A 20,430-nucleotide genomic window follows, 5' to 3' on the forward strand; every position below is an offset into this window, starting at 1 on the left:
GCGTGATCGTCTAAAGGGGTATGCAATCCCTGCGATTTTTCACCGGAATGGCCTTGCTGGCAGGGTGCGTCGGCGCGTTCGGACAAGAATCGACGCCTTCTGCCCCGGTCGCCAGTTTGTCAGTCGAGGCCCGCCTCGTGGTTGTTCCTACGGTGGTTCGCGATAAGCATGGAGCACTCGTCCAGAGCCTCGGCAAAGACGATTTTGCCCTGAAGGTAGACGGAAAGGCGCAGACGATCCGCTACTTCGACCATGACACGGATGTTCCGCTGACGCTCGGCTTGCTGGTCGATACCAGCCAGAGCCAGCGTACGGTGATCGACAGCGAACGCTCGGCGAGCGGCACCTTCCTCGACAAGATGCTTGCGCCCGCGAGCGCGAATCGCGAGTCGGACAAGGCTTTCGTCGTGCAGTTTGCGCGTGAAGTGGAGTTGTTGCAGGACCCGACCGACTCTCGCTCCAAGTTGAAGCAGGCGCTGAAGGAGCTTGATACGACCGCGCCGTCAACGTCCTCTTCAACCGGTGACGATAGCGGCCACGCCCATGGTGGAACAACTCTCTACGACGCGGTCTTTCTCTCCGCCGATGAGGTCACCTCCAAGCAGAAGGGTCGCCGCGCACTCATTCTGCTTACCGATGGCGTCGACCGCAACAGCAAGGAGTCGATTGCCGAGGCGATCGAGGCCGCGCAGCGCGCCGATACGATCATTTACGCGATCTACTTCAAGGGCGAGGAGCCGCATCGCGATAACGGCCCAGGGAATCCGGGAGGCCATCATGGCGGTGGTTTTCCCGGTGGTGGAGGCTATCCCGGCGGGGGTGGCTACCCCGGGGGAGGCGGGGGCTGGCCCGGCGGCGGCACTGGCAATGGTGGCGGCGGACGAAGTCGAGGGCCCGAGCCGCACGCCGTTGATGGCAAGAAGATCCTAGAGCGACTGTGCGGTGAGACCGGCGGACGCGTCTTTGAGGTGTCGAAGAGGGAGACTGTAGACGCCATCTTCGCGGAGATCGCCGAAGAGCTCCATTCGCAATACCGGCTGGGTTTTACGCCAGAGACGGCAGCAACCTCAGACGGTTATCACGAGATCGATCTGGAGATGGCTAGCCAGCAGAATAAGAGCAAGCTCACCGTGCAGACGCGTGAAGGCTATTACGCAGGCAGCAAGTAAAGCCTAAAGACCTTTGTCCATCCATCCATGAGCCTGCATCCAGTGCTCCAGCAGGGTGGGCCATATGGCCAGTTCCGGTGTCAGGGGAAGGTTTTGCCCCATGCCCGTACCGTGTGGCCCGCGTTCGAAGACGTGCAACTCAGCCGGGACACCCGCGAGCAGCAGCGCATTGAAAAACAAGGTGGCATTGATCGCGCTGACAGTCTTGTCGGATTCGTTGGCATAAAGGAAGGTGGGCGAGGTTTTGGCCGTAACGTGCAGCACGGGGGAGAGCGTATCGACCAGGTCTTTGGGAGCGTCTGGGCCGGTCAGAGCTTCCATCCCAAAGGTGCCGGGGATGCTCGGGTCAAGGCTGAGACGTCCATAGCTGCTGATGGCGAAGTCCGGGTGGCTGCTCGCATGGTCGATCGGGTCGGCAGCGCTTGAGTCGGCGGTGTCGTCAACGGTTGCAAGATAGCCCACGAGGTGTCCGCCCGCCGAGAATCCCCAGACGCCAATGGCGTCCGGTCGCAGCTTCCACGCCGTAGCATGGCTGCGCACGAAGCGAACGGCTCGCTGGCCGTCGAGCATCGGCGAAGGGTACTTGTAGCGTGGGCTCAGGCGATATTGCAGCACGTAGGCGCTGACTCCGTGAGCGTTGAGCCAGCGCGCTTCGGCGGCGCCCTCTTTTTCCATCACGAGATGCTTATAACCGCCGCCGGGCAGCACGACAACCGCACTGTGCGGGCCGTCTCCCGCTGCCGGATAGCAGTAGAGCTTGGGGACGTCCTCCGCAGTTGTGCCGAGAGCTCCGGGGGCTCCAGCGGGCCAGAGAACCTCAATAGAGGTGTAGCCAGCGGGCGGTGGCGCTAGTGGTGCTGCAGCTGTTTGGGCCAAAGCCGCAAAAGGCATTGTGGACAGGAGGAGGGCGAGCAAGCCAGCGCGAAGAGAACCGGTCATACCGATACGATACGCGGAAAGACTGGTTTTGGGATTCAAAAACGGTTGGCAAGCATCTATTTCGTGCATGTCTGAAACCGCGTCCTTGACGAAACTCTCTCCATGACCAGTCGAGGTTCTGAGAAAACAACACTGTCCTTTGCTCCGTACGCCACTTTGGCAGATGATGGAGAAGATATTTCCAAGGAGCAGCAACGATGGCGGCGAAGTCAGTTCTTCTTTCAGGTACGCGCAAGGCATTTGGAGCGGTTGTTTTGGCTGCACTTCTGAGCACAGGCGGCATGGTTACCGCCACGGCTCACGCTCAAATGTCGGCGAAGCATATTTATCCCACCATCGAAGCGGCACCGGCCGATATCAAGGCGGCCCTGGCTGAGGCCCGTCGTACGCATCGCCGTGTGCTTATAGACTTTGGCGGCGACTGGTGCGGCGACTGCCAGTTGTTAAACCTCTACTTTGACCAGAGTCCGAATGCCGATCTGCTGGCTAAGAACTTCGTTAGGGTAAACATCAACATCGGCCATATCGATGCGAACCTCGACATCGGTGACAGGTACGGCGTGACCCTGAGAAAAGGGACTCCCGCGCTAGCTGTGCTCGACGGACAGGGCCATGTGCTCTACGCGCAGAAGATAGGCGAGTTCGAGCACAGGCGAAACATGGAGCCTTCCGAAGTCACTGCCTTTTTGGAAAAGTGGAAGCGATAGCAACGGAACATCATGGCGCGCACATCGGCTGGAATGGCCGGAGTTTTGTGGAGAAACGTCTGCCTCATGCCGACGCATCGGGCACTCCGGTTCGGGGTGCTGCTGCGCGCTACCTTTGCTGCGTCCATCGAACATGATGTGCTGACGCTCGCCCAGGCTACGGCCTATTCCGCGATGGTCACCTTGTTTCCAGGCCTGATTGTGGCGGCGGCCATCGTGACTCTTCTCCCGGATACCATGCCGTTGCGTTTCCAGATGGCGCTGTTCTTCGATCGTGTCCTGCCCTCGAATGTAAGTCCGTTGCTCGATGCCTACTTTGCGACCACGCAGAAAAATCAGCAGACGGCGCAGGCACTGCTCGGTTCGCTTCTGGTCAGTATCACCGGAGCGGCCAATGTCATGGTGACCCTGATGGAAGGCTTTCGCCGGGCGCACAATCTGCCGCTTCCGAAGGCGAGTTTCTGGCCCCGACGGATCCGTGCGTTGGTGCTGGTGCCCTTGTCCCTGGTGCCGATGGCCGCAGCCAGTGCGCTCGTGGTCTTCGGTCACCTGATCACGCATTGGCTGGCTGGAGAGCTCCCCCCTGGAGAGCATGTGCTGGTCTATATCCTGGCTTTCACCCTTCGCTGGGCGATCGCGCTGGCTGGCAGCGTTGGCATCATTGCCGTGATCTATCACCTGGGCACGGACGTGAGCCGGCATATGCGGCAGCACGTGGAGTACTGGCTTGCGCTGCGCATGGACTGGAGCTGGCGTGCGAGTCTTCCGGGGGCGATGGTGGCGACGCTGCTCTGGTTCGTCTCCACGCTTATCTTTGGCCTGTACGTCACGCGTTTCGCCAACTATTCGCGGGTCTATGGCTCGCTGGGGGCGGCTATCGCGCTGATGTTCTGGCTGTACATCATCGCTCTGTGCGTGCTGGCGGGCGCGGAGTTCAATGCGCAGCTCGTCGCGCATCGCAGAAATTCAGATCCCGAGGCCGCAGTTGACGGGCTTTCAAACTAGGCACCACGTCGGGCAGGTAGAATGGCTGACTGACAGGCAAGAAAAGGATTAAGCCGGGGCTTCAAGGAGCCTCCGGTGGAAGGACATGTGCAGATGGCTGTTATGAATGGTGGTTTAGGCGCAGGTTTGGGTGAAAACATGCGGCGCGCGAAGATTGTTGCGACATTGGGACCGGCTTCGAGTTCGGAAGAGACATTCCGCCAACTCGTGCGCGCAGGCCTGGACGTGGCACGGCTCAATTTTTCGCATGGATCGCACGAGCAGAAGAGCGAACTGATCGCGATGGTGCGCAAGGTCGCCCGCGAAGAGAACAAGCCCATCTGCATCCTCGCCGATCTGCAGGGCCCCAAGATCCGCACCGGAACGCTGGTGGACCACAAGCCGGTGATGCTCGAAGCGGGCAAGCGTCTGACCATTACGCCGGAGAAGATCGACGGCACCGCCGAGCGCGTGAGCACCGTCTTCACCACGCTGGCGGAAAACCTGAAGCCGGGCGATCAGGTGCTGCTCTCCGATGGCCTCATCGAGCTGCGCGTGCTCGAACTGCAGGGCGCGGATGTCGTGACCGAGATCATCAACGGCGGCATGCTGGGTGAGAAGAAGGGAATCAATCTTCCTGGCGTTGCGATCAAGGTTTCTGCTCTGACCGAGAAGGACGAAGTGGACCTGGAGTTTGCGCTCAAGGCAGGCGCCGATACCATCGCCGTCTCGTTTGTGCAGACCGCCGACGATGTGCGCTACGTCAAGAGCCGCATCGCGGCGCTGGGCTATGACGCGTGGGTTATCGCGAAGCTCGAAAAGCCGCAGGCCATCGACCACCTCGACAGCATTCTTGAGGCTGCCGACGTCATCATGGTGGCGCGTGGCGATCTCGGTGTCGAAGTCCCGCCTGAGAAGGTTCCGGCCATTCAGAAGCACATCATCCGCCGCGCGGCGGAGTATCGCAAGCCCGTGATCACGGCGACGCAGATGCTGGAGTCGATGATCGACAATCCGCGTCCGACGCGCGCCGAGGCCTCTGACGTGGCGAACGCCATCTACGACGGCACCGATGCCGTCATGCTCTCGGCCGAGAGCGCTGCCGGCAAGTACCCGGTGGAGTCGGTCGCGATGATGAACAAGATCGTCACCGAGACCGAGAGCCAGATGCACCTCGAGCCGCAGTTGGCGGTGCTGCGCCATCCGCGCAAGGCGCTCACCGTGCCTGAGACGATCTGTGAGTGTATGGCCCACTCCGCGCAGGACCTCGATCTGGCTGCTATCGCAATCTTTACCGAGAGCGGCAACACAGCGCGGCTACTCTCCAAGTACCGTCCCGACGCGCCCATCTATGCGCTTTCGCCGGACGAGAATGTTGTGCATCGCGCCATGCTTTTGTGGGGTACTTATCCGATCCAGTGCGAGCGCTTTATCGGTACCGACAAGCTCGTGAACATGGCCGAGGACATCCTCGAAGCCCGTGGCTTTGTGAAGTCGAAACAGGTGGTGGGCATCGTGGCTGGAACGGCGACGAAGACCGGTGCGACGAACTTCATGCGGCTGCACCTGGTGGGCGATCGGTAGAGCTTTCGCGCAGAGGACGTGAGACCTTCGCGTCCTCTGCGCCACATTCAGCGAATCCCGGTGCTGCTCTCGTGTGCCGACACACGCTAAACTGTAGCCCGAGCAAAATAGCGAATGCCGAATGACGATCGCACCAGGATCATTTACCGCAGGACGCCGGAATCGGCGGCCATGTTGGCAAACGTCAAACGAGCGATGGCGATTACCGCCAAACTTAATCGTTTGACGTTCAACGACGCGGACGAAGTTCGGGCCTTGTTCAGCGAACTGATCGGTAAAAAGGTAGACGAGAGCTTTTTACTGATCCCTCCTTTTTACACTGCCGGTGGCGACGAAATCCGCGTTGGCCGTAATGTCTTCGTCAATCAGAACTGCACCTTCTATGACCTTGGTGGCCTCGACATCGCGGATGACGTGATGATCGGGCCGAACGTGAGCCTCATCACGGCGGGCCATCCCCTTGAACCTTCGCAGCGACGCGCCGCCACCATAGGAAAGCCCATCGTGATTGAGAAGAACGTGTGGATCGCAGCCGGTGCGACCATCATCGGCGGCGTAACCGTAGGCGAGAACTCGGTCGTAGCGGCGGGTTCGGTCGTCACCAGGGACGTTCCCCCGAACACCCTTGTCGGAGGAAATCCGGCGAGAGTGATTCGTTCGATTGGTGAGTGAGGGAACCTCCGCAAGGGGGCAAAACTCGAACTTCAAACTGACCCAATATCAGCTAATAGGAACGCTTTCCTGACAGACTGGCTACAATCGAACCATGGGAAAGATTCGCGTACTTTCGGACCAGGTAGCGAACCAAATTGCTGCTGGTGAAGTCGTCGAACGACCCGCATCCGTAGTCAAAGAGCTGCTCGAAAACTCACTCGACGCCGGAGCCACGCGCATTCGCCTCGAGATCGAGGCCGGTGGACGCAAGCTCATTCGCATCGTCGACAACGGACACGGCATGGGCCGTGACGACGCCTTGCTCGCCTTCGAGCGGCATGCGACCTCCAAGCTCCGCTCGTCGGACGATCTGCTCTCCATCGCCACCCTCGGGTTTCGCGGCGAGGCGCTGCCGTCCATCGCGTCGGTCGCGCGGGTAAGCCTTGAGACTCGCGCTGTCGAAGACGAAGTTGGCACAATGCTGGAGATTGCCGGCGGCAACCTGCTGCGCGTCGAAGACGCCGGCCTGCCTGCGGGAACAACCATCGCCGTGCGCGACCTGTTCTTCAATACGCCTGCGCGGCGCAAGTTTCTGCGCAGTGAGCAGACGGAGCTAGGCCACGTCGCCGCATTGGTGACGCACTACGCGCTGGCGCATCCCGACAAACACTTTGAGCTGCACTCCTCAACGCAGTCGCTGCTCGTCGCCCCGGCCGTCGCCAACGCCGGAGAGCGGCTGTATCAGATCTTTGGCCGCGAGACCTTTGAGAGCCTCATCCCTGTCGCAGCAGAGCTCGATTTCTCGCGTGCGGGCCTGCCCGAGCCGCCGCCCTGGAAGCGTGGGGAAGACTACGAGGCTCCTGAACCCGGCTTCATCCGCCTGACCGGCTTCGTCTCCAAGCCGGAGCTGCAGAAGCTCAATCGCAACTCGATCTACGTCTTCGTCAACGGACGCCTGATTCGCGACCGCCTCATCCTGCACGCGTTTACCGAGGCCTATCGCAATATCATTCCGCCCACGTCGTACCCGGTGGTCCTGCTCTTCCTGGAGATGCCGCCCCAAGAGGTCGACGTGAATGTGCATCCTGCCAAGACCGAGGTGCGTTTCCGCCAGGGCAGCTTTGTGCATGACTTCGTGCGCGATGCGGTGCGCACGGCGCAGATGAACGCCCGCCCAGCCGCGAGCTTCTTTGCCGCGCTGAACTCGGCTCCCTCGCTGGCCTCGTCGCTGCTGGTGGATGTCAGCCCACTGCCGGGTGTCGACCCCGCGGTCTTTGCGCCGAATGGAGGGCTGCAGGCTCTCGTTGCCGGAAGTGAGTCCTTTATCGAACCCCAGGACACTGCTTCCTTCGATCTGCTGGCCCCTGTGGTCCCCGCGTCGCCGGGCCGTTTGAGCTTTGAAGGCTCGGGAATGTCGGTGGGCTACGATGAGCCCGCACAGAGCGGCATCGTAGAGGGTGCAGGTGGAACTTCTGAACATCAACCGACCCTGAACTCGCTGGCCACGCTCAAGCCGCTTGGCCAGCTTCGCGACTCGTTCATTCTCGCGACCAACGAAGAAGGCCTCTGGATCGTCGACCAGCATGTGGCGCATGAGCGCATCCTGTTTGAGAAGATCCTTCGCGAGCGCAAGGTCGAGCAGGTACAGCGGCAGCGCCTGTTGATGCCGGTCCTGGTCGAGCTTCTGCCGGAGCAGATGGTCACTTTTGCAGCGATTGCCGAGGAACTGGAGCGTAATGGCTTTGAGGCTGAGCCTTTCGGGCCGCGCACCCTGGCGGTAAAGGCCACGCCCGTAGGCCTGGAGGGCCGGGAGCTGGAGCGGATGCTCGAAGAGGTTCTTGCCGTAACCGAGCGCGAGCAGCAGGTCGAAAACGAGGAGGCCAGGCGGACGCGTATCGCCGCTTCCATCGCCTGTCACGCGGCAATTAAGATTAATATGCCTCTGGAACCGGCAAAAATCGACTGGCTGCTCACAGAACTTGGAAAAACTGAGCATCCGACGAGCTGTCCGCATGGCCGACCCATCGCATTGCGGTATTCTTTAAAAGACATTCAGCGGGCGTTCCAGCGTATCTAGGCTTCCCATGCCGGATTCAACTGTAGCGTTTAGCCCGCTCCTGCCGATTTAATGTTCCGGCTTCGCAGTCTTTCCTGATCGGTTGTTTCGATCTGTAGTCTAGGCCTCCGCTCGACGGAGGTCTCTGCTGTGTGCGGTAGTCTCGCCGCCAGCACAAAGGGGTACGTCTTGAGTTCAACACCTGAGTTTAATGCGGAGCAGCTAACCGCTGCTCGCGCCAAAGTATGGCATCAAACCGGTGAGCCGCTGCTCACACTGGATGCCGTGCGCGAGTGGCTGGCCACAGCCGGACTCGTGCTCTTCACGCCGCGTTCGCTGCAACTGCCGACGCCTGCTCCCTCGTTCGTCGAAGCCACGCTCGGCTCGGCCAACGTTGGGCCCACACCTGCGCAGATCGAAGCCGCACGGACGATCCTCGTGCGGCTCGTCTCCGAGGGCAACGCGCTGCCCCTGAACCTGCTCGGCATTCCGGGCGAGCTTCCGGACTTCGTCGTCTCGGCACAGATCTTCAGCTACATCTTCACCATGCGCGGCGATAAGGCCTGGAAGCTGCCACCCTCGACGACCGGTGCGGTCAAGGTATCGCCGCTGGGCCTGCGCGTCTACGAGGTGCTTGCCGAGCGTGGCGCGATGACCGCTGCCGAGCTTGCCTCAGAGCTTGGCCGCGAAGTCACTGAAGGCGCTATCCTGCGCACGCTCAATGAGCTCTGGTCGCTGCTGCGTGTCATTCCTCTGCCGCAGATGGGCGAGGCCTCAACGCTTTGGGAGCTGGCCACACGGCGCTTTACCAAGGCCATCAAGGCGGGCATCAACGCCGGCCAGCCAAAGGCACTCTCCGCTCTGATCTCGCTCTATCTCGCCCAGTCGCTGCTTGCGACCGAGGACGAGGTGGAGACGTTCCTCTCGCCCTTGGCGGCACGCTCGCGCATTCGCGAGGTGTTGCACGCGCTTACATCGTCGCGCCAGCTCGAGACCATCGTGCTCGAGGGGAAGTCGTTGCTGCATATTCCTGGCACACTGCCGGAGTTCCCGTCCATCGCGAAGCCTGAGCCGACGGAAGAAGAGATTGCCGCAGCTGCTGCAGCCAGCCTCGAAGGCGAAGGCCGCATCAAGCGGTTTACGCCGAGCGCAGGCAGCAAGCCTCGCGGAGAGTTCAAGGGCAAGCCTGCCCGCAGCTTTGGGGAGAGAGCCGGGGGATCGGGTGGAACAGGCACTCGTGGCGCCAGGCCTTCGACGCCGCGCACTGGCGACCGTCCGGATCGCGAGCGCCGTCCCTTCAACCGCGATGGAGCCTCTGCCGGCAGTAAGCCGAGCTTTACGCGTCCGTGGAGTGAGGATCGCAAGCCGCGTCCTGAACGTGCGGGCTTTACGCCTCGCGCAGAGGGCGACAGCGCTGCACCGAAGCGTCCTTATGTGCGTCGCGAAGGCGCCGCTCCCGGAGGCTTTGCCAAGCGTGAAGGCGGCTTCTCCGACCGTGGACCAGCTCGCAAGAGCTTTGGCGACAAGCCTGCCTTCCGCAAGGACCGTGGCGAGGGCTTTGCCGCAAAGCCACGCTTCGCGCAGGATGGAGAGCGCAAGCCTTACGTTCGTCGCGAAGGCGCAGCGCCTTCGGATGCTCCTCGCCGCAGCTATGGCGAGAAGCCGGGCGGACGCGACTCGTTCGCGAAGTTCCGCAAGCCCGAAGGCGATCGCAAGCCCTTCCGTCGCGATGAGGGCGAAGGTTCAAGCCCCCGCCCCAGCTTCAAGCCGAGCTTTACGCCACGGCCCACCGGGGACCGTCCGTTCTCCAAGCCGCGGTTTGATCGTGGCGATAGTAAACCAGGCGGTTATGTAAGCAAATCCGGCGGCTTCGCAGGCAAGTCCAGGGATTTCTCCAGTAAGCCTGGTGGCTTTGCACCGAAGCGTCCTTATGTTCGCCGCGATGAGGGTGCAGGTTCGTCCTATGGTGGAGGCGATCGCCCCGAGCGTCCAGCCTACGGTGGCAGCGACAGCACGCCGCGTGCGCCAAAGCGGCCGTTCCCGCGCAAGGAAGGCGATCTGGCTGATCGTCCCGTGCGTCCGTGGCCGGAGCACAAGCCGGAGCGTAGCGACAGTAAGTCGCGCAAACCAGGCGGTTTCGGCAAGCGTCCCTTTACGCCTCGCGAGGGCGGATCGGGAGATCGCCCGCGTCCGTCCTTTGGCGGCAAGCGTCCGTTCGGTTCGAAGCCTGCTGGTGGCTTCAGCAAGCGTCCAGACAGCCGGGGCGGTAAGGCTCCATTCGGCAAGCGCCCGGCAGGGGCAGGCGGCTTCACGCCTGCTGCTCGCAAGCCGGAGTCTGAGGAATAGCAATGAGCGAAAGTCCCACCCCGAAGCGCGAGCGTCCAGTGATCGCGATTGACGGACCCGCCGGTGCGGGGAAGAGCACGATGGCGGCGCATCTCGCGCGCCGCTTCGGGTTTCTCAACCTCGAGACCGGGGCCATGTACCGCGCCCTCGCCTTCAAAGCCATCGATAACGATCTTGGCTTTGAGGACGAGGACGCTCTGGTTGCGTTGGCTGACGAGACGCGTATCGTGCTTGAACCGCAGTTGGAAGGCAACCGCGTCTTCCTGGACGGCGTCGATGTGTCGCGGCGTGTACGCGAGGCCGATGTGACGGCTGCGGCCTCTAAGGTCTCTGTGCATCCGCGGCTACGGGCCTGGATGGTCGATCAGCAACGCCTGATGGGGCAGAAGGGTGGGGTTGTGATGGAAGGCCGGGACATCGGCACAGTCGTCTTTCCCGATGCCGAGGTCAAGATCTTCCTTGACGCCGCTCCCGAGGTTCGCGGCAACCGCCGCTACCGGCAGAGCGGCCCCGTCCAGACGAAGTTCACGGAACAATCCTCGACCACCGAGGAAGCCATGGTTCGTGAGCTGAAAGAACGCGACGAGCGGGATCGCAACCGGGCTGAATCGCCTTTAAGGCCGGCTGAGGACGCGATTATCCTCGATTCGACCTCAATGACGCTGGACGAGGTGCTCGCGGCGGCTGAAGCGATCGTTCGATCGCATGTTGCAGAGCCTCAGTTGCACTAATTCTGGTGCAGGATTACACCTCAACAATTTTTTACGTGGAAATTTTGTCAGTCGTGCTAACATTTCCCCATCGTTTGAAACAGATTGGCTTTCTGCATTAGATTCACCGCCGGAGCCCCATTTGGATTCAGCGTCAAAGTCAATCACACAAGGATTTGCGAGATATGGAACAGGGAACAGTGAAGTGGTTTAACGACGCCAAGGGTTTCGGCTTTATCAGCCGGCAGAACGGTGAGGATGTGTTCGTGCATTACTCGGCCATCAACTCCAACGGCTTTAAAAGCCTGCAAGAAGGTCAAGCGGTTCAATTCAACGTAGTTAAGGGGCCGAAGGGCTGGCAGGCATCCGACGTACAGCCTCTCTAAGCTTCGGCTTGAAGTAGCGGTATCGTAAGATTGAGTTCCATTAACTTTGCGAAAAGGGCGGCTTCGGCTGCCCTTTTCCTGTTTTAGACCGCTTATGCCGTAAGGGAAATATCCGTGTTGGCGCTCTCCGTAAAAAAGTACTGCATCTTATTTTGGATTTTATTATCTATAATTCCAGTTCAGTTTTATAGAGGAGAGAAGGATGAATCTTGGTTCCGGAGTGCTTTCGGGCAAAGTGACCTTGGTTACGGGTGGTTCGCGCGGTATTGGGGCGGGGATCGTGAGACGTCTGGCCAAAGAGGGGGCGGCTGTTGCGTTCACTTATTCGGCTTCGCACGAGAAGGCAGAGCAGTTGGTGCAGGTTGTCGAAGCGGCAGGAGGAAAAGCCCTGGCGATTCAGGCTGATAGTGCGGATGCTACTGCGGTACAAGGTGCGATTGAGCAGACGGTGAAGGCCTTCGGCAGGCTCGATGTCTTTGTAAACAATGCGGGTATCCTGCTGCGGGGCACGATCGACCAGTTTTCACTTGAAGATCTGGACCGGATGCTTGCGGTCAATGTGCGTTCCGTCTTTGTAGGCATCCAGGCGGCGGCACGTCACATGACTGAGGGCGGCCGCATTGTGACCGTTGGAAGCGTCGTCGCTCAGAGAACAGCTTTCCCAGGTGCCAGTGTCTATGGAATGACCAAGTCGGCTGTCGCGGGACTGGTGCGCGGAGTCGCCATTGATCTTGCCTTGCGTGGCATTACCGTCAACAACATACAGCCGGGGCCGACGGCGACGGATATGAATCCAGCGGATGGGCCGCATGTCGATATCATCAGGAATCTGCTGCCGATCAAGCGGTTTGGTACTGACGATGAGGTCGCCAGCCTAGTCGCCTATCTGGCTGGCCCGGAAGCAGGCTTTATTACGGGAGCAAGCCTGACGATCGATGGTGGCTATCTGGCGTGAGTTTAAGACAGCCTGATGTCTCGTGGTCTCTTCAGGGCTGCGAGACATCACACTGAGCAGATACCCTGTTTACAGCCGCGCTTCAGCCCAGTAGGAAGAGAAGACACGAATCATGGCCAGACCGAAAGAGTTCGACCGCGACGAAGCGCTGCAAAAGGCGATTGGAGTTTTTTGCGAGAAAGGCTATGCCGCAGCTTCTACCGATGAACTGATGCGGGCGATGAAGATCAGTCGCCAGAGCATGTATGACACGTATGGAGATAAGCGGGAGCTTTATCTGGAGGCATTCCGGCGCTATGTTGCCGACAGTGTCAGCGAGCAGATCGGTTATCTGGAGCAGACTTCGTCCCCGCTCGCGGGAATCGAGAAGATGCTTCTTGCCTTCGCTATCAGGGCGGAGCGAGAGGGAGTCGTCGGCTGCATGGGTATCAATGCGATCTGCGAGTTCGGCCGATCTGATGCAGCGGTTAGCTCGCTGGGAGATCTGGAAAGCGATCGATTGAATGCTGCGCTGCGGAAGGCGCTTCGCCGGGCGAAGGTTGAAAAAGAGATCAGTGAGACGATGAAAGAAGAGGCCGCCGCACGGTTTCTGAGCGCGACGCTTGCGGGGATGAAGGTGGCTGCGAAGGCTGGTGCAGAGAGGCAGGCTCTTGAGAGCATTGCCCATTTCGCCTTGCGTGGATTGACGAGCCCTGAGAGGACAGAGGATGACTTATAGCCAAGATTCAGGGTTTAGGTGTCTCGTCTGGCTTTGGCGGTGCGCTCTGATCGGGTGTTGAGGCTGGAGCAGGCTGATCGGGTAGCGGCTGGCCATCCGGTCCGATAACACCGTTGCTGCCAAGGATCCTTGAAGTGGCGCGGAACTTGCGGTAGTCGGAGGTCACGAGGTGTATCCGGCCATTGATCCCGGCGAACAGCAGGACGCGGATATTACCCTGCCCGTCGAGCTGCGCCGGCAGCCAGACTTCGCCGTTCACCTTCTGCGCCCGAAAGCTGAAGCTCGCCCCTTTGTGCACGTCCGCGACGAGGCCGCCACCGATCTTAAAGTCGTTGAGGAAGTGTCCCTCACTGCGAACCATCGTTTGATCCGCCTCGTCGATCCAGACGGTTCCCACCAGGTCGCGGATAACGCCTTCGGATGCATTGTGTGTCTTGGCCTTGGGATCTCCGGCGTAATCGACGATGATCGTCGGCCGTCCGTCAAGCATCTCCCGGCGTGGATGGGTGAAAGAACCAAGCTCCAGGATGCGCGAGGCGGAGATGGTCTCATCGCCGCGTGAGTCAGTGTCTTTGCCCTTGTCCTGTGCTTTTTCCTGGCGCGCGTGAGCCTTGGCGACTTCTTTGTTGATGTGCTCGTCTTCCTTCTTCTTTTCGTCGTCGGTGAGAGGCTTTCCGTTCCGAGCCACGATGCGGTTGACTCGAACGCCGCTAATCGTCAGGCTCTCCGCATCGGTCACGGTCATCTTCTTTACGTTGCCTTTGCCGTCGAGGTCCTGCTCTTCCTGGTGGACGTGATAGGTGTAGTCCTTCTGCTGGGCCTCGATGGTCTTCTGATTCTTTTCGACGGCGAGCAGCAGTTCTCGAACATCCGGCAGAGGCTTTTCCTGTGCGTCTGGTGTTGCCTGGATTTGAATAGGAGCGGGCTCGGGTGTGGCCGCAGGTTGTTGCGCGGTGGCGAAGCATCCGGTGAGCAGCATCGTCGCGGAGAGCACGAGGTTCCGAGTCATATTTTCAATATACGTTTGTCCCCGGAAGCAGGTTCATTCGCGAAGGCTGCCCCAGGCGGGGTAGCATCAAAGAATCGTGGGTCAAACGGGACAGGTAGATTCAACCGATATCGCGCCTCCGGAGCAGAATCCGCTGCGCAAGAGCGCTGGCGCTTTCGCTCCACTGCAAATCCCTCTCTTTCGCGATCGTTGGATCGCGTCTACCGTATCGAGCGTTGGCACGTGGATGCAGGACACCGCCGGCACGTGGCTGATGACGGTACTGACGACCTCGCCGCTGCTGATCGCTCTGATGCAGACGGCGGCGAGCCTGCCGGTGCTGTTTCTTGGCCTGCTTGCGGGAGCGACCGCGGATATCTATGAACGGCGTCGGCTGCTGATCTTCTGGCAGTGTTGGATGCTGGGCAGCGTCGCGATTCTTGCGGTGCTGACCTTCTTCGGTGTGGTTTCGCCAGTCATGCTGCTGTTGCTTACCTTCATGCTCAACATCGGTTCGGCGATGAACAATCCTGCGTGGCAGGCGATTGTGCCAGAGCTGGTGCCGCGTGAAGATATTCCCAGCGCCGTTACGCTGAATGCCGCGAGCAACAATATTGCACGCGCGGTGGGGCCTGCGCTCGGCGGTCTGATGATCGCGGCGTTCATGAGTCCTCACAAAGGCGCGGGCTGGGTCTTTGCGCTGAACTCCGCATCGTTTGCCGGGGTGATCTGGATTCTGTGGCGATGGAAGCGCACGCCGCTCTTCAAGAGCGCGCTGCCTGCGGAACGCATGGCTGGCTCAGTGCGGTCGGGGCTGCGCTATCTGCGTTATGCGCCGAGCTTGCAAGGGCCGCTGATTCGTGCGTTTACGTTCACCTTCTTTGTCAGCGCGGTGTGGTCGTTGCTGGCGCTGGTGGCCAAGCAGGATTTGCATCACGGTGCGATGGGCTATGGCATTCTGAACGGCTCTCTTGGGGTAGGGGCGGTCATGGGAGCTACATCGCTGGCGAGGATTCGTCGTCATATCGACGCAGACAAGCTGCTGGCGATTACTTCGGTCTACTATGTCGTGACGCTGCTGTTGTTGGCCTTTGTTCATGTTCCCGCTGTGGCCATCCTCACGCTGCTTGGCGCGGGTTTTGCGTGGACGACGACGATGTCCACGCTGAATGTGTCGGTGCAGCTCTCGGTGCCGGGATGGGTCTACGCTCGCGCGCTGGGCACATACCTGATGACGTTCCAAGGAGGAATGGCACTGGGCAGCGTGGTTTGGGGCGTTATTGCGCAGCGCAGTTCGACGAAGGCGGCGTTGATTTGTTCGGCGGTTGGTATGGCTCTGTCGATTCCGTTCATGTCCCGCATCCACATTCTGAAGGGCGAGCTGCCGGACCTGACGCCGTACAAGTGGAAGCGTCCCTTACCGACTCTGGCGACGATGCCCGATCCCGATGACGGCCCGGTGCGCATCTCGATCGACTACCGCATTCCGCTGGAGAATTATGCGGTGTTCTCTCGGGTCATTCACTCGCTTGAAGCGGTGCGCCTGCGTGGCGGTGCGGTGCGCTGGGGGATCTACCGCGATGCGGCAGATCCTGAACATCTGAACGAGACCTTCGTGATGGAGAGTTGGCTGGACTATTTGCGTTCACGTGAGCGCATGACGGCGGCAGACCACCTGATTCGCGAACAGGTGTATGCGCTGCATCGCGGCGATGGAACGCCTACGGTCTCGCACCAGATATGGGCGAGGGAAGTGGCGGAGCATGCCGAGGGATCGGCGTCGTAAGAGGCGCAATGTGGGGAATTTGGGGGGATCTAGGCCGCAAGCCGCGGTTGTACTTTTGCTAACGCGTTACTCTTAGCAAGGCGGAGGTCATAGTCGTTCTGGAGATTCAGCCAGAACTGTGCCGGTAGTCCGAAGTAGATGCCGAGCCGAAGTGCAGTATCGGCTGAAATGGAACGCTTGCCTCGCACTACGTCGTTCATGCGGGGAACAGAGACATGCAGGTCCTTTGCGAGACGGTATGCCGTGAGACCGAGTGGTTCCATGAACTCGGTCAGCAGGATGTCTCCAGGATGGATTGCGAATGGCTGGGGCATCTTACCCTCCTTCAGTGGTAGTCCACGATCTCTACATCGTGCGCGTTCTTATCGTGCCAGATGAAACACACACGATATTGATCGTTCACCCGGATACTATGTTGACCTTTACGATCACCTTTCAATGCCTCAAGCCTGTTGCCTGGTGGAACTGTCAGGTTTTCCAGTTCGAGAGCGGCATTGAGAATTGCGAGTTTCTTCCATGCCGATATGTGGATGTTTGCAGGAATACGGCGGCTTTTGCCTGTGTCCCACAGCAACGCCGTATCGGCATCTCGGAAGCTCACAATCACGAATTCGATAATAATGCGATGCGTTACTATCGTCAAATATTGTCAGCGTGAGTTGATTCGTCTTTGTCCTAGAGATGGGTTACAGCCCATGTCCCAGGGCCAGGTCGATCAGCGTCTTCTCTTCCATCTCGTGGGCCTTTGCGGAACCCGTTGCGGGGCTGGCGCTGGCTGTGCGTTTCACGGTCAGGACGGGGCGGTCTCCCGCCACGCGCTTCAGTCTTGGCTGCACGAAGGAGAGAGCGCCCATGTTGGCCGGCTCTTCCTGGACCCAGACGATCTCGGTCGCGTCCGGATGCTGGTCGAGGGCGGCCTTCAGCTCTGCTTCGGGCCAGGGATAGAGCTGCTCGACGAAGACGATGCCGACGCTCATGTCATTGCGCTTGGCACGCTCGACGCGGAGGTTGTGGCCGATCTTGCCGGTGCAGACCAGAAGACGGCGAGGGTTCTGCACTTCGTTGTCGGGCAGCACATTCTGGAACGAAGCCTTACCCAGGTCCGCGATGCTCGACATCGCGTCCGGATGACGCAGCATCGACTTCGGTGTGAAGACGATCAGCGGCTTGCGCCACTTGCGCATGGCCTGGCGGCGCAGCAGGTGGAAGTACTGGGCTGCGGTCGAGGGCTGGGCGATCTGGATGTTGTCCTGAGCGGCGAGCTGCAGGTAGCGCTCCATGCGTGCGCTGGAGTGCTCCGGTCCCTGGCCCTCATAGCCATGCGGCAGCAGCATGACGAGGCCGGAGAGCAGACCCCACTTGGCTTCGCTGGCGGAGATGAACTGGTCGATGATGATCTGCGCGCCGTTGGCGAAGTCGCCGAACTGCGCCTCCCACAGCGTGAGTGCTTCGGGGAAGTCGCGCGAGAAGCCATACTCATAGCCGAGGCAGGCAGCCTCGGAGAGCATAGAGTTGTAGACCTCCCAGTGGCCCTGGTTCGGAGCGATGTTGCTGAGCGGCGAGTAGCGGACCTCGGTCTCGATGTCGATCAGCACGGAGTGCCGCTGGTTGAACGTGCCGCGCTGCGAGTCCTGCCCGGTAAGCCGGACGGGAGTGCCTGCCTTGAGCAGGGAGGCATAGGCGAGCAGCTCGGCGGTGCCGTAGTCGAAGGGCTTCTTGCCTTCGCCCATCTCGATGCGCTGGTCGAGGACGGTCTTCTTCACCTTGGGGTGCAGGTGGAAGCCCTCGGGCGCTGTCGTGATGGCCTTCGTCAGAGAGGTGATCTCGGCAGCGTCAAGACCTGTGTTGGGGTTGTCATCCACGCGCAGCCGTCCGCCGTAGTAGGGGGCCCAATACTCGGGCAGGGTGTGCATCGTCGGCTTGTGCTCGGCGTGGGTCGCGCTCTTCTGGTCTTCGAGGAACTCCTGCTGTACCTCAGCAATCTCAGCGGTGGTATCTACACCCAGCTTCTCGGCATAGAGCTTATAGAGCGGAGGATGGTCCTTGATGAGGGCGTAGCGGCGCGGCTGCGTGACGGTTGGGTCGTCGACTTCGCTGTGGCCGTGGCGGCGATAGCCGATGAGATCGACGACGACATCGGAGCCGAAGGTGTGGCGATAGTCGGCGGCCAGTATGGCGATGCGTGCAACTGCTTCCGGATCTTCGGCGTTGACGTGGAAGATCGGGATCGGCAGACGCTTGGCGAGATCGCTGGCGAAGCGCGAGGAGTTGGACTCCTCAGGTAGCGCCGTGAAGCCGAGCAGGTTGTTGACGATGACCTGGATCGTTCCGCCGACGTTGTAGCCATGCAGAGAGGCAAGGTTGAGCGTTTCGGCCCAGATGCCCTGACCCGCGAAGGCCGCATCGCCGTGGATGATGAGCGGCAGCACCTGCTTCCGTCCGGCTTGGCCGATGCGCTCCTGATAGGCCCGTGCGCGCCCCATGATGACTGGGTCTGCGGCTTCCAGGTGGCTGGGGTTCGAGGCGAGGTGCAGGTGGATGCTCTTGCCGTTGGGGGTGACGAAGTCTCCCGTTGCGCCGGTGTGGTACTTCACATCGCCGCCGCCCATGATGCTGCGCGGGTCGACATCTTCAAACTTGGTGAAGACCTCTTCGGAGGCGCGACCGATCGTGTTCACCATGACGTTCAGGCGTCCGCGATGGCTCATCGCGAAGACCGATCGTGTGACGCCGTTGTCGGCTGAGGTCGTGAAGACCTGGTCGAGGAAGGGGATGAGGACCGTCAGGCCTTCGAGCGAGAAACGCTTGGTGCCGAGATAGCGCTGCTGGATCACCTGCTCGAAGATGTCCGCGCGGATGAGGCCGGTGAGAATGCGCGCTGTGTCTGCCGCCGGCAGGTCGCGCTCAAGCTGCTCCTGGATCCAGGCGCGCTTCTCGGGCGAAGGAATGTGCATGAACTCCGCGCCGATGGAGCCGCAGTAGTAGCGGCGCGCTTCTTCGGAGTCCGCGCCATCGGGCGCAGGAGTCGGGAAGGGCTCGGGCGGAAGATACTGGCCGAGTGGATCGAGCGAGGCCTGCAGATAACCCCAGCGGCGGAAGATGTCGAAGGTGGTTTCGCGCGTGGTCGCTGCGGTGCCATTGTTGCTTGCGGGAGAGGTCTTGACTGAGGGGGAAGGCTTCGATGGAGTGGGCGTCTTCGTCGGCATGACACTATCTATGCTAGACCTTTCGCTATAGCGTTTGGAATGGGTGTTCGATATTCGGGCGTTAATGCGGGATTTCGAACCTGAAGAGTGACTGGAGGTTGAGGCCAGGGTTGCTCTTTGTCTTGCAGGATGAGGGTTTTAGGTGTGCGTAGCTGCGTTTATGCCCTGGCGGGACGGGTTTTGGTATTTGCTTTTCTGGTTTGTCATTCCGAGGCATCGCCGAGTGAATCTGCTTTCTCCCGTTTTTTGTGGGTGTCGTCACGAATGCCATGTGGCGCAGATGTGTGCTTTTCGTTTTGCCTTGGATTGTATGGGTGGTTCGGGCGAAGAACGGGAGGAAGCAGGTTCGCTCCCCTTCGGCTGCGCTCAGGGTCGGAATGACAACCAGAAAGGCAACGGCAAAGACAACAGCAACAGCAGATTCCCTGCGGGAATGACAAACCAGAAAGGCAACAGCAAAGGCAACTAAGTTCGCTACACTCGCTGTATCTTGCCGACGATCTTCCATTCCGAACTGCATCCGCTGTTTGAGACGCTGGGGTATGTGGGTGGATTTGCGGTGTATCGCTGGAGCCGTGCCCGGCAAGGCGATGCGCTGACCGACGAGCGGCGCTGGACCGTGATTGCTGCTGCTGCCATTGGGGCGCTGGTGGGAAGCCGCCTGCTGGGGCTGGCTGAACAGGCTCCGCGGATTGGCCTGCATTGGAGCGATGTGCTGCGGCCCGGTGGTAAGACGATCGTCGGTGGACTGCTGGGCGGATGGATCGCAGTCGAGATTGCGAAATGGCTTACTGGCGTGAGATCGCGAACGGGCGACCTGTTTGCCGTGCCGCTATGCGTGGGCATTGCGATCGGCAGAGTTGGATGTTTTTTCGCGGGACTTGCGGATGACACTTATGGAACGGCAACGTCCTTGCCCTGGGGCGTCGATTTTGGCGATGGAGTGCGGCGGCATCCCACGCAGTTGTATGAGTTCTGCTTTCTGGCGTTGCTGGCGGGCGTGTTGTGGCAATGGAACAAAAGGCCGCATGTTACAGGGCAGGTATTCAGGGAATTTTTAGCGGCGTATCTTGGTTGGCGGCTGGTGATTGACTTCATCAAGCCGCAGCCACTGGTTGTTGGGATGAACCTGATTCAGTGGGCGTGTGTCGCAGGGTTGGTTGTGCTGGCTGTAAGTGAGGTAATTCGTAGGCGAGAGGTGCAGCGTGCTTGAACCGAATCAACAGCAACGTTCCGGAGTGA

General features: G+C 60.3%; 18 protein-coding genes. 13 read left to right on the forward strand and 5 right to left on the reverse strand.

The window, feature by feature from the left end:
• The first annotated feature begins 20 nt into the window (after positions 1–20).
• Positions 21–1,169 carry a VWA domain-containing protein gene (locus ACIX8_RS05155; RefSeq protein ID WP_014264266.1) on the forward strand — a complete coding sequence of 383 codons (1,149 nt, stop codon included), beginning with the start codon at positions 21–23 and terminating at the stop codon, positions 1,167–1,169.
• 3 nt (positions 1,170–1,172) lie between these two features.
• On the opposite strand, the gene ACIX8_RS05160 is transcribed toward ACIX8_RS05155, so the two are convergent.
• Complete coding sequence (locus ACIX8_RS05160; RefSeq protein WP_190273746.1) at positions 1,173–2,045, reverse strand: alpha/beta hydrolase; 873 nt, start codon at positions 2,043–2,045, stop codon at positions 1,173–1,175.
• A 260-nt stretch (positions 2,046–2,305) separates the two neighbouring features.
• On the opposite strand from ACIX8_RS05160, the gene ACIX8_RS05165 reads away from it, so the two are divergent.
• From ACIX8_RS05165 to ACIX8_RS05210, 10 genes are all read left to right on the forward strand, one after another.
• Positions 2,306–2,815 carry a thioredoxin family protein gene (locus ACIX8_RS05165; RefSeq protein ID WP_014264268.1) on the forward strand — a complete coding sequence of 170 codons (510 nt, stop codon included), beginning with the start codon at positions 2,306–2,308 and terminating at the stop codon, positions 2,813–2,815.
• Between the two features lie 66 nt (positions 2,816–2,881).
• A complete protein-coding gene (locus ACIX8_RS05170) occupies positions 2,882–3,820 on the forward strand; it encodes a YihY/virulence factor BrkB family protein (protein ID WP_150110496.1) in 939 nt (312 codons plus the stop codon).
• A 93-nt stretch (positions 3,821–3,913) separates the two neighbouring features.
• Positions 3,914–5,383 (forward strand): pyruvate kinase, encoded by a 1,470-nt coding sequence (pyk, locus tag ACIX8_RS05175; RefSeq protein ID WP_044177840.1) that lies wholly within the window; start codon positions 3,914–3,916, stop codon positions 5,381–5,383.
• A 114-nt stretch (positions 5,384–5,497) separates the two neighbouring features.
• The gene (locus tag ACIX8_RS05180; RefSeq protein ID WP_014264271.1) at positions 5,498–6,055 is read left to right on the forward strand and encodes a sugar O-acetyltransferase; all 558 of its coding nucleotides are present in this window, start codon (positions 5,498–5,500) and stop codon (positions 6,053–6,055) included.
• 94 nt (positions 6,056–6,149) lie between these two features.
• Complete coding sequence (gene mutL, locus ACIX8_RS05185) at positions 6,150–8,114, forward strand: DNA mismatch repair endonuclease MutL (protein WP_014264272.1); 1,965 nt, start codon at positions 6,150–6,152, stop codon at positions 8,112–8,114.
• A 168-nt stretch (positions 8,115–8,282) separates the two neighbouring features.
• A complete protein-coding gene (locus ACIX8_RS05190) occupies positions 8,283–10,439 on the forward strand; it encodes a hypothetical protein (protein ID WP_150110497.1) in 2,157 nt (718 codons plus the stop codon).
• 2 nt (positions 10,440–10,441) lie between these two features.
• Positions 10,442–11,170: a (d)CMP kinase gene (gene cmk / locus ACIX8_RS05195; RefSeq protein WP_014264274.1), complete on the forward strand. Its 729-nt coding sequence runs from the start codon at positions 10,442–10,444 to the stop codon at positions 11,168–11,170.
• Positions 11,171–11,334: 164 nt separating this feature from the next.
• A complete protein-coding gene (locus tag ACIX8_RS05200) occupies positions 11,335–11,535 on the forward strand; it encodes a cold-shock protein (RefSeq protein ID WP_013581125.1) in 201 nt (66 codons plus the stop codon).
• 202 nt (positions 11,536–11,737) lie between these two features.
• Positions 11,738–12,490 (forward strand): 3-oxoacyl-ACP reductase family protein, encoded by a 753-nt coding sequence (locus tag ACIX8_RS05205; protein ID WP_014264275.1) that lies wholly within the window; start codon positions 11,738–11,740, stop codon positions 12,488–12,490.
• Positions 12,491–12,602: 112 nt separating this feature from the next.
• On the forward strand, positions 12,603–13,208 hold the full coding sequence (locus ACIX8_RS05210; RefSeq protein ID WP_014264276.1) for a TetR/AcrR family transcriptional regulator: 606 nt from the start codon (positions 12,603–12,605) through the stop codon (positions 13,206–13,208).
• Positions 13,209–13,215: 7 nt separating this feature from the next.
• On the opposite strand, the gene ACIX8_RS05215 is transcribed toward ACIX8_RS05210, so the two are convergent.
• Positions 13,216–14,217 (reverse strand): hypothetical protein, encoded by a 1,002-nt coding sequence (locus tag ACIX8_RS05215; RefSeq protein WP_014264277.1) that lies wholly within the window; start codon positions 14,215–14,217, stop codon positions 13,216–13,218.
• A 76-nt stretch (positions 14,218–14,293) separates the two neighbouring features.
• On the opposite strand from ACIX8_RS05215, the gene ACIX8_RS05220 reads away from it, so the two are divergent.
• Positions 14,294–15,982: an MFS transporter gene (locus ACIX8_RS05220; protein WP_014264278.1), complete on the forward strand. Its 1,689-nt coding sequence runs from the start codon at positions 14,294–14,296 to the stop codon at positions 15,980–15,982.
• Between the two features lie 29 nt (positions 15,983–16,011).
• On the opposite strand, the gene ACIX8_RS05225 is transcribed toward ACIX8_RS05220, so the two are convergent.
• From ACIX8_RS05225 to ACIX8_RS05235, 3 genes are read right to left on the reverse strand one after another with little or no spacing between them, the layout of a single operon-like run.
• A complete protein-coding gene (locus tag ACIX8_RS05225) occupies positions 16,012–16,296 on the reverse strand; it encodes a HigA family addiction module antitoxin (RefSeq protein WP_014264279.1) in 285 nt (94 codons plus the stop codon).
• Between the two features lie 11 nt (positions 16,297–16,307).
• Positions 16,308–16,625, reverse strand: coding sequence for a type II toxin-antitoxin system RelE/ParE family toxin (locus ACIX8_RS05230; RefSeq protein WP_014264280.1), 318 nt, complete (start codon positions 16,623–16,625; stop codon positions 16,308–16,310).
• 43 nt (positions 16,626–16,668) lie between these two features.
• A complete protein-coding gene (locus ACIX8_RS05235) occupies positions 16,669–19,188 on the reverse strand; it encodes a 2-oxoglutarate dehydrogenase E1 component (protein ID WP_014264281.1) in 2,520 nt (839 codons plus the stop codon).
• A gap of 490 nt (positions 19,189–19,678) precedes the next feature.
• On the opposite strand from ACIX8_RS05235, the gene ACIX8_RS05240 reads away from it, so the two are divergent.
• The gene (locus tag ACIX8_RS05240) at positions 19,679–20,401 is read left to right on the forward strand and encodes a prolipoprotein diacylglyceryl transferase (RefSeq protein WP_014264283.1); all 723 of its coding nucleotides are present in this window, start codon (positions 19,679–19,681) and stop codon (positions 20,399–20,401) included.
• Positions 20,402–20,430: the final 29 nt, after the last annotated feature.

The sequence above is a fragment of the Granulicella mallensis MP5ACTX8 genome, from assembly GCF_000178955.2.
In the GTDB taxonomy this organism is placed as follows: domain Bacteria; phylum Acidobacteriota; class Terriglobia; order Terriglobales; family Acidobacteriaceae; genus Granulicella; species Granulicella mallensis.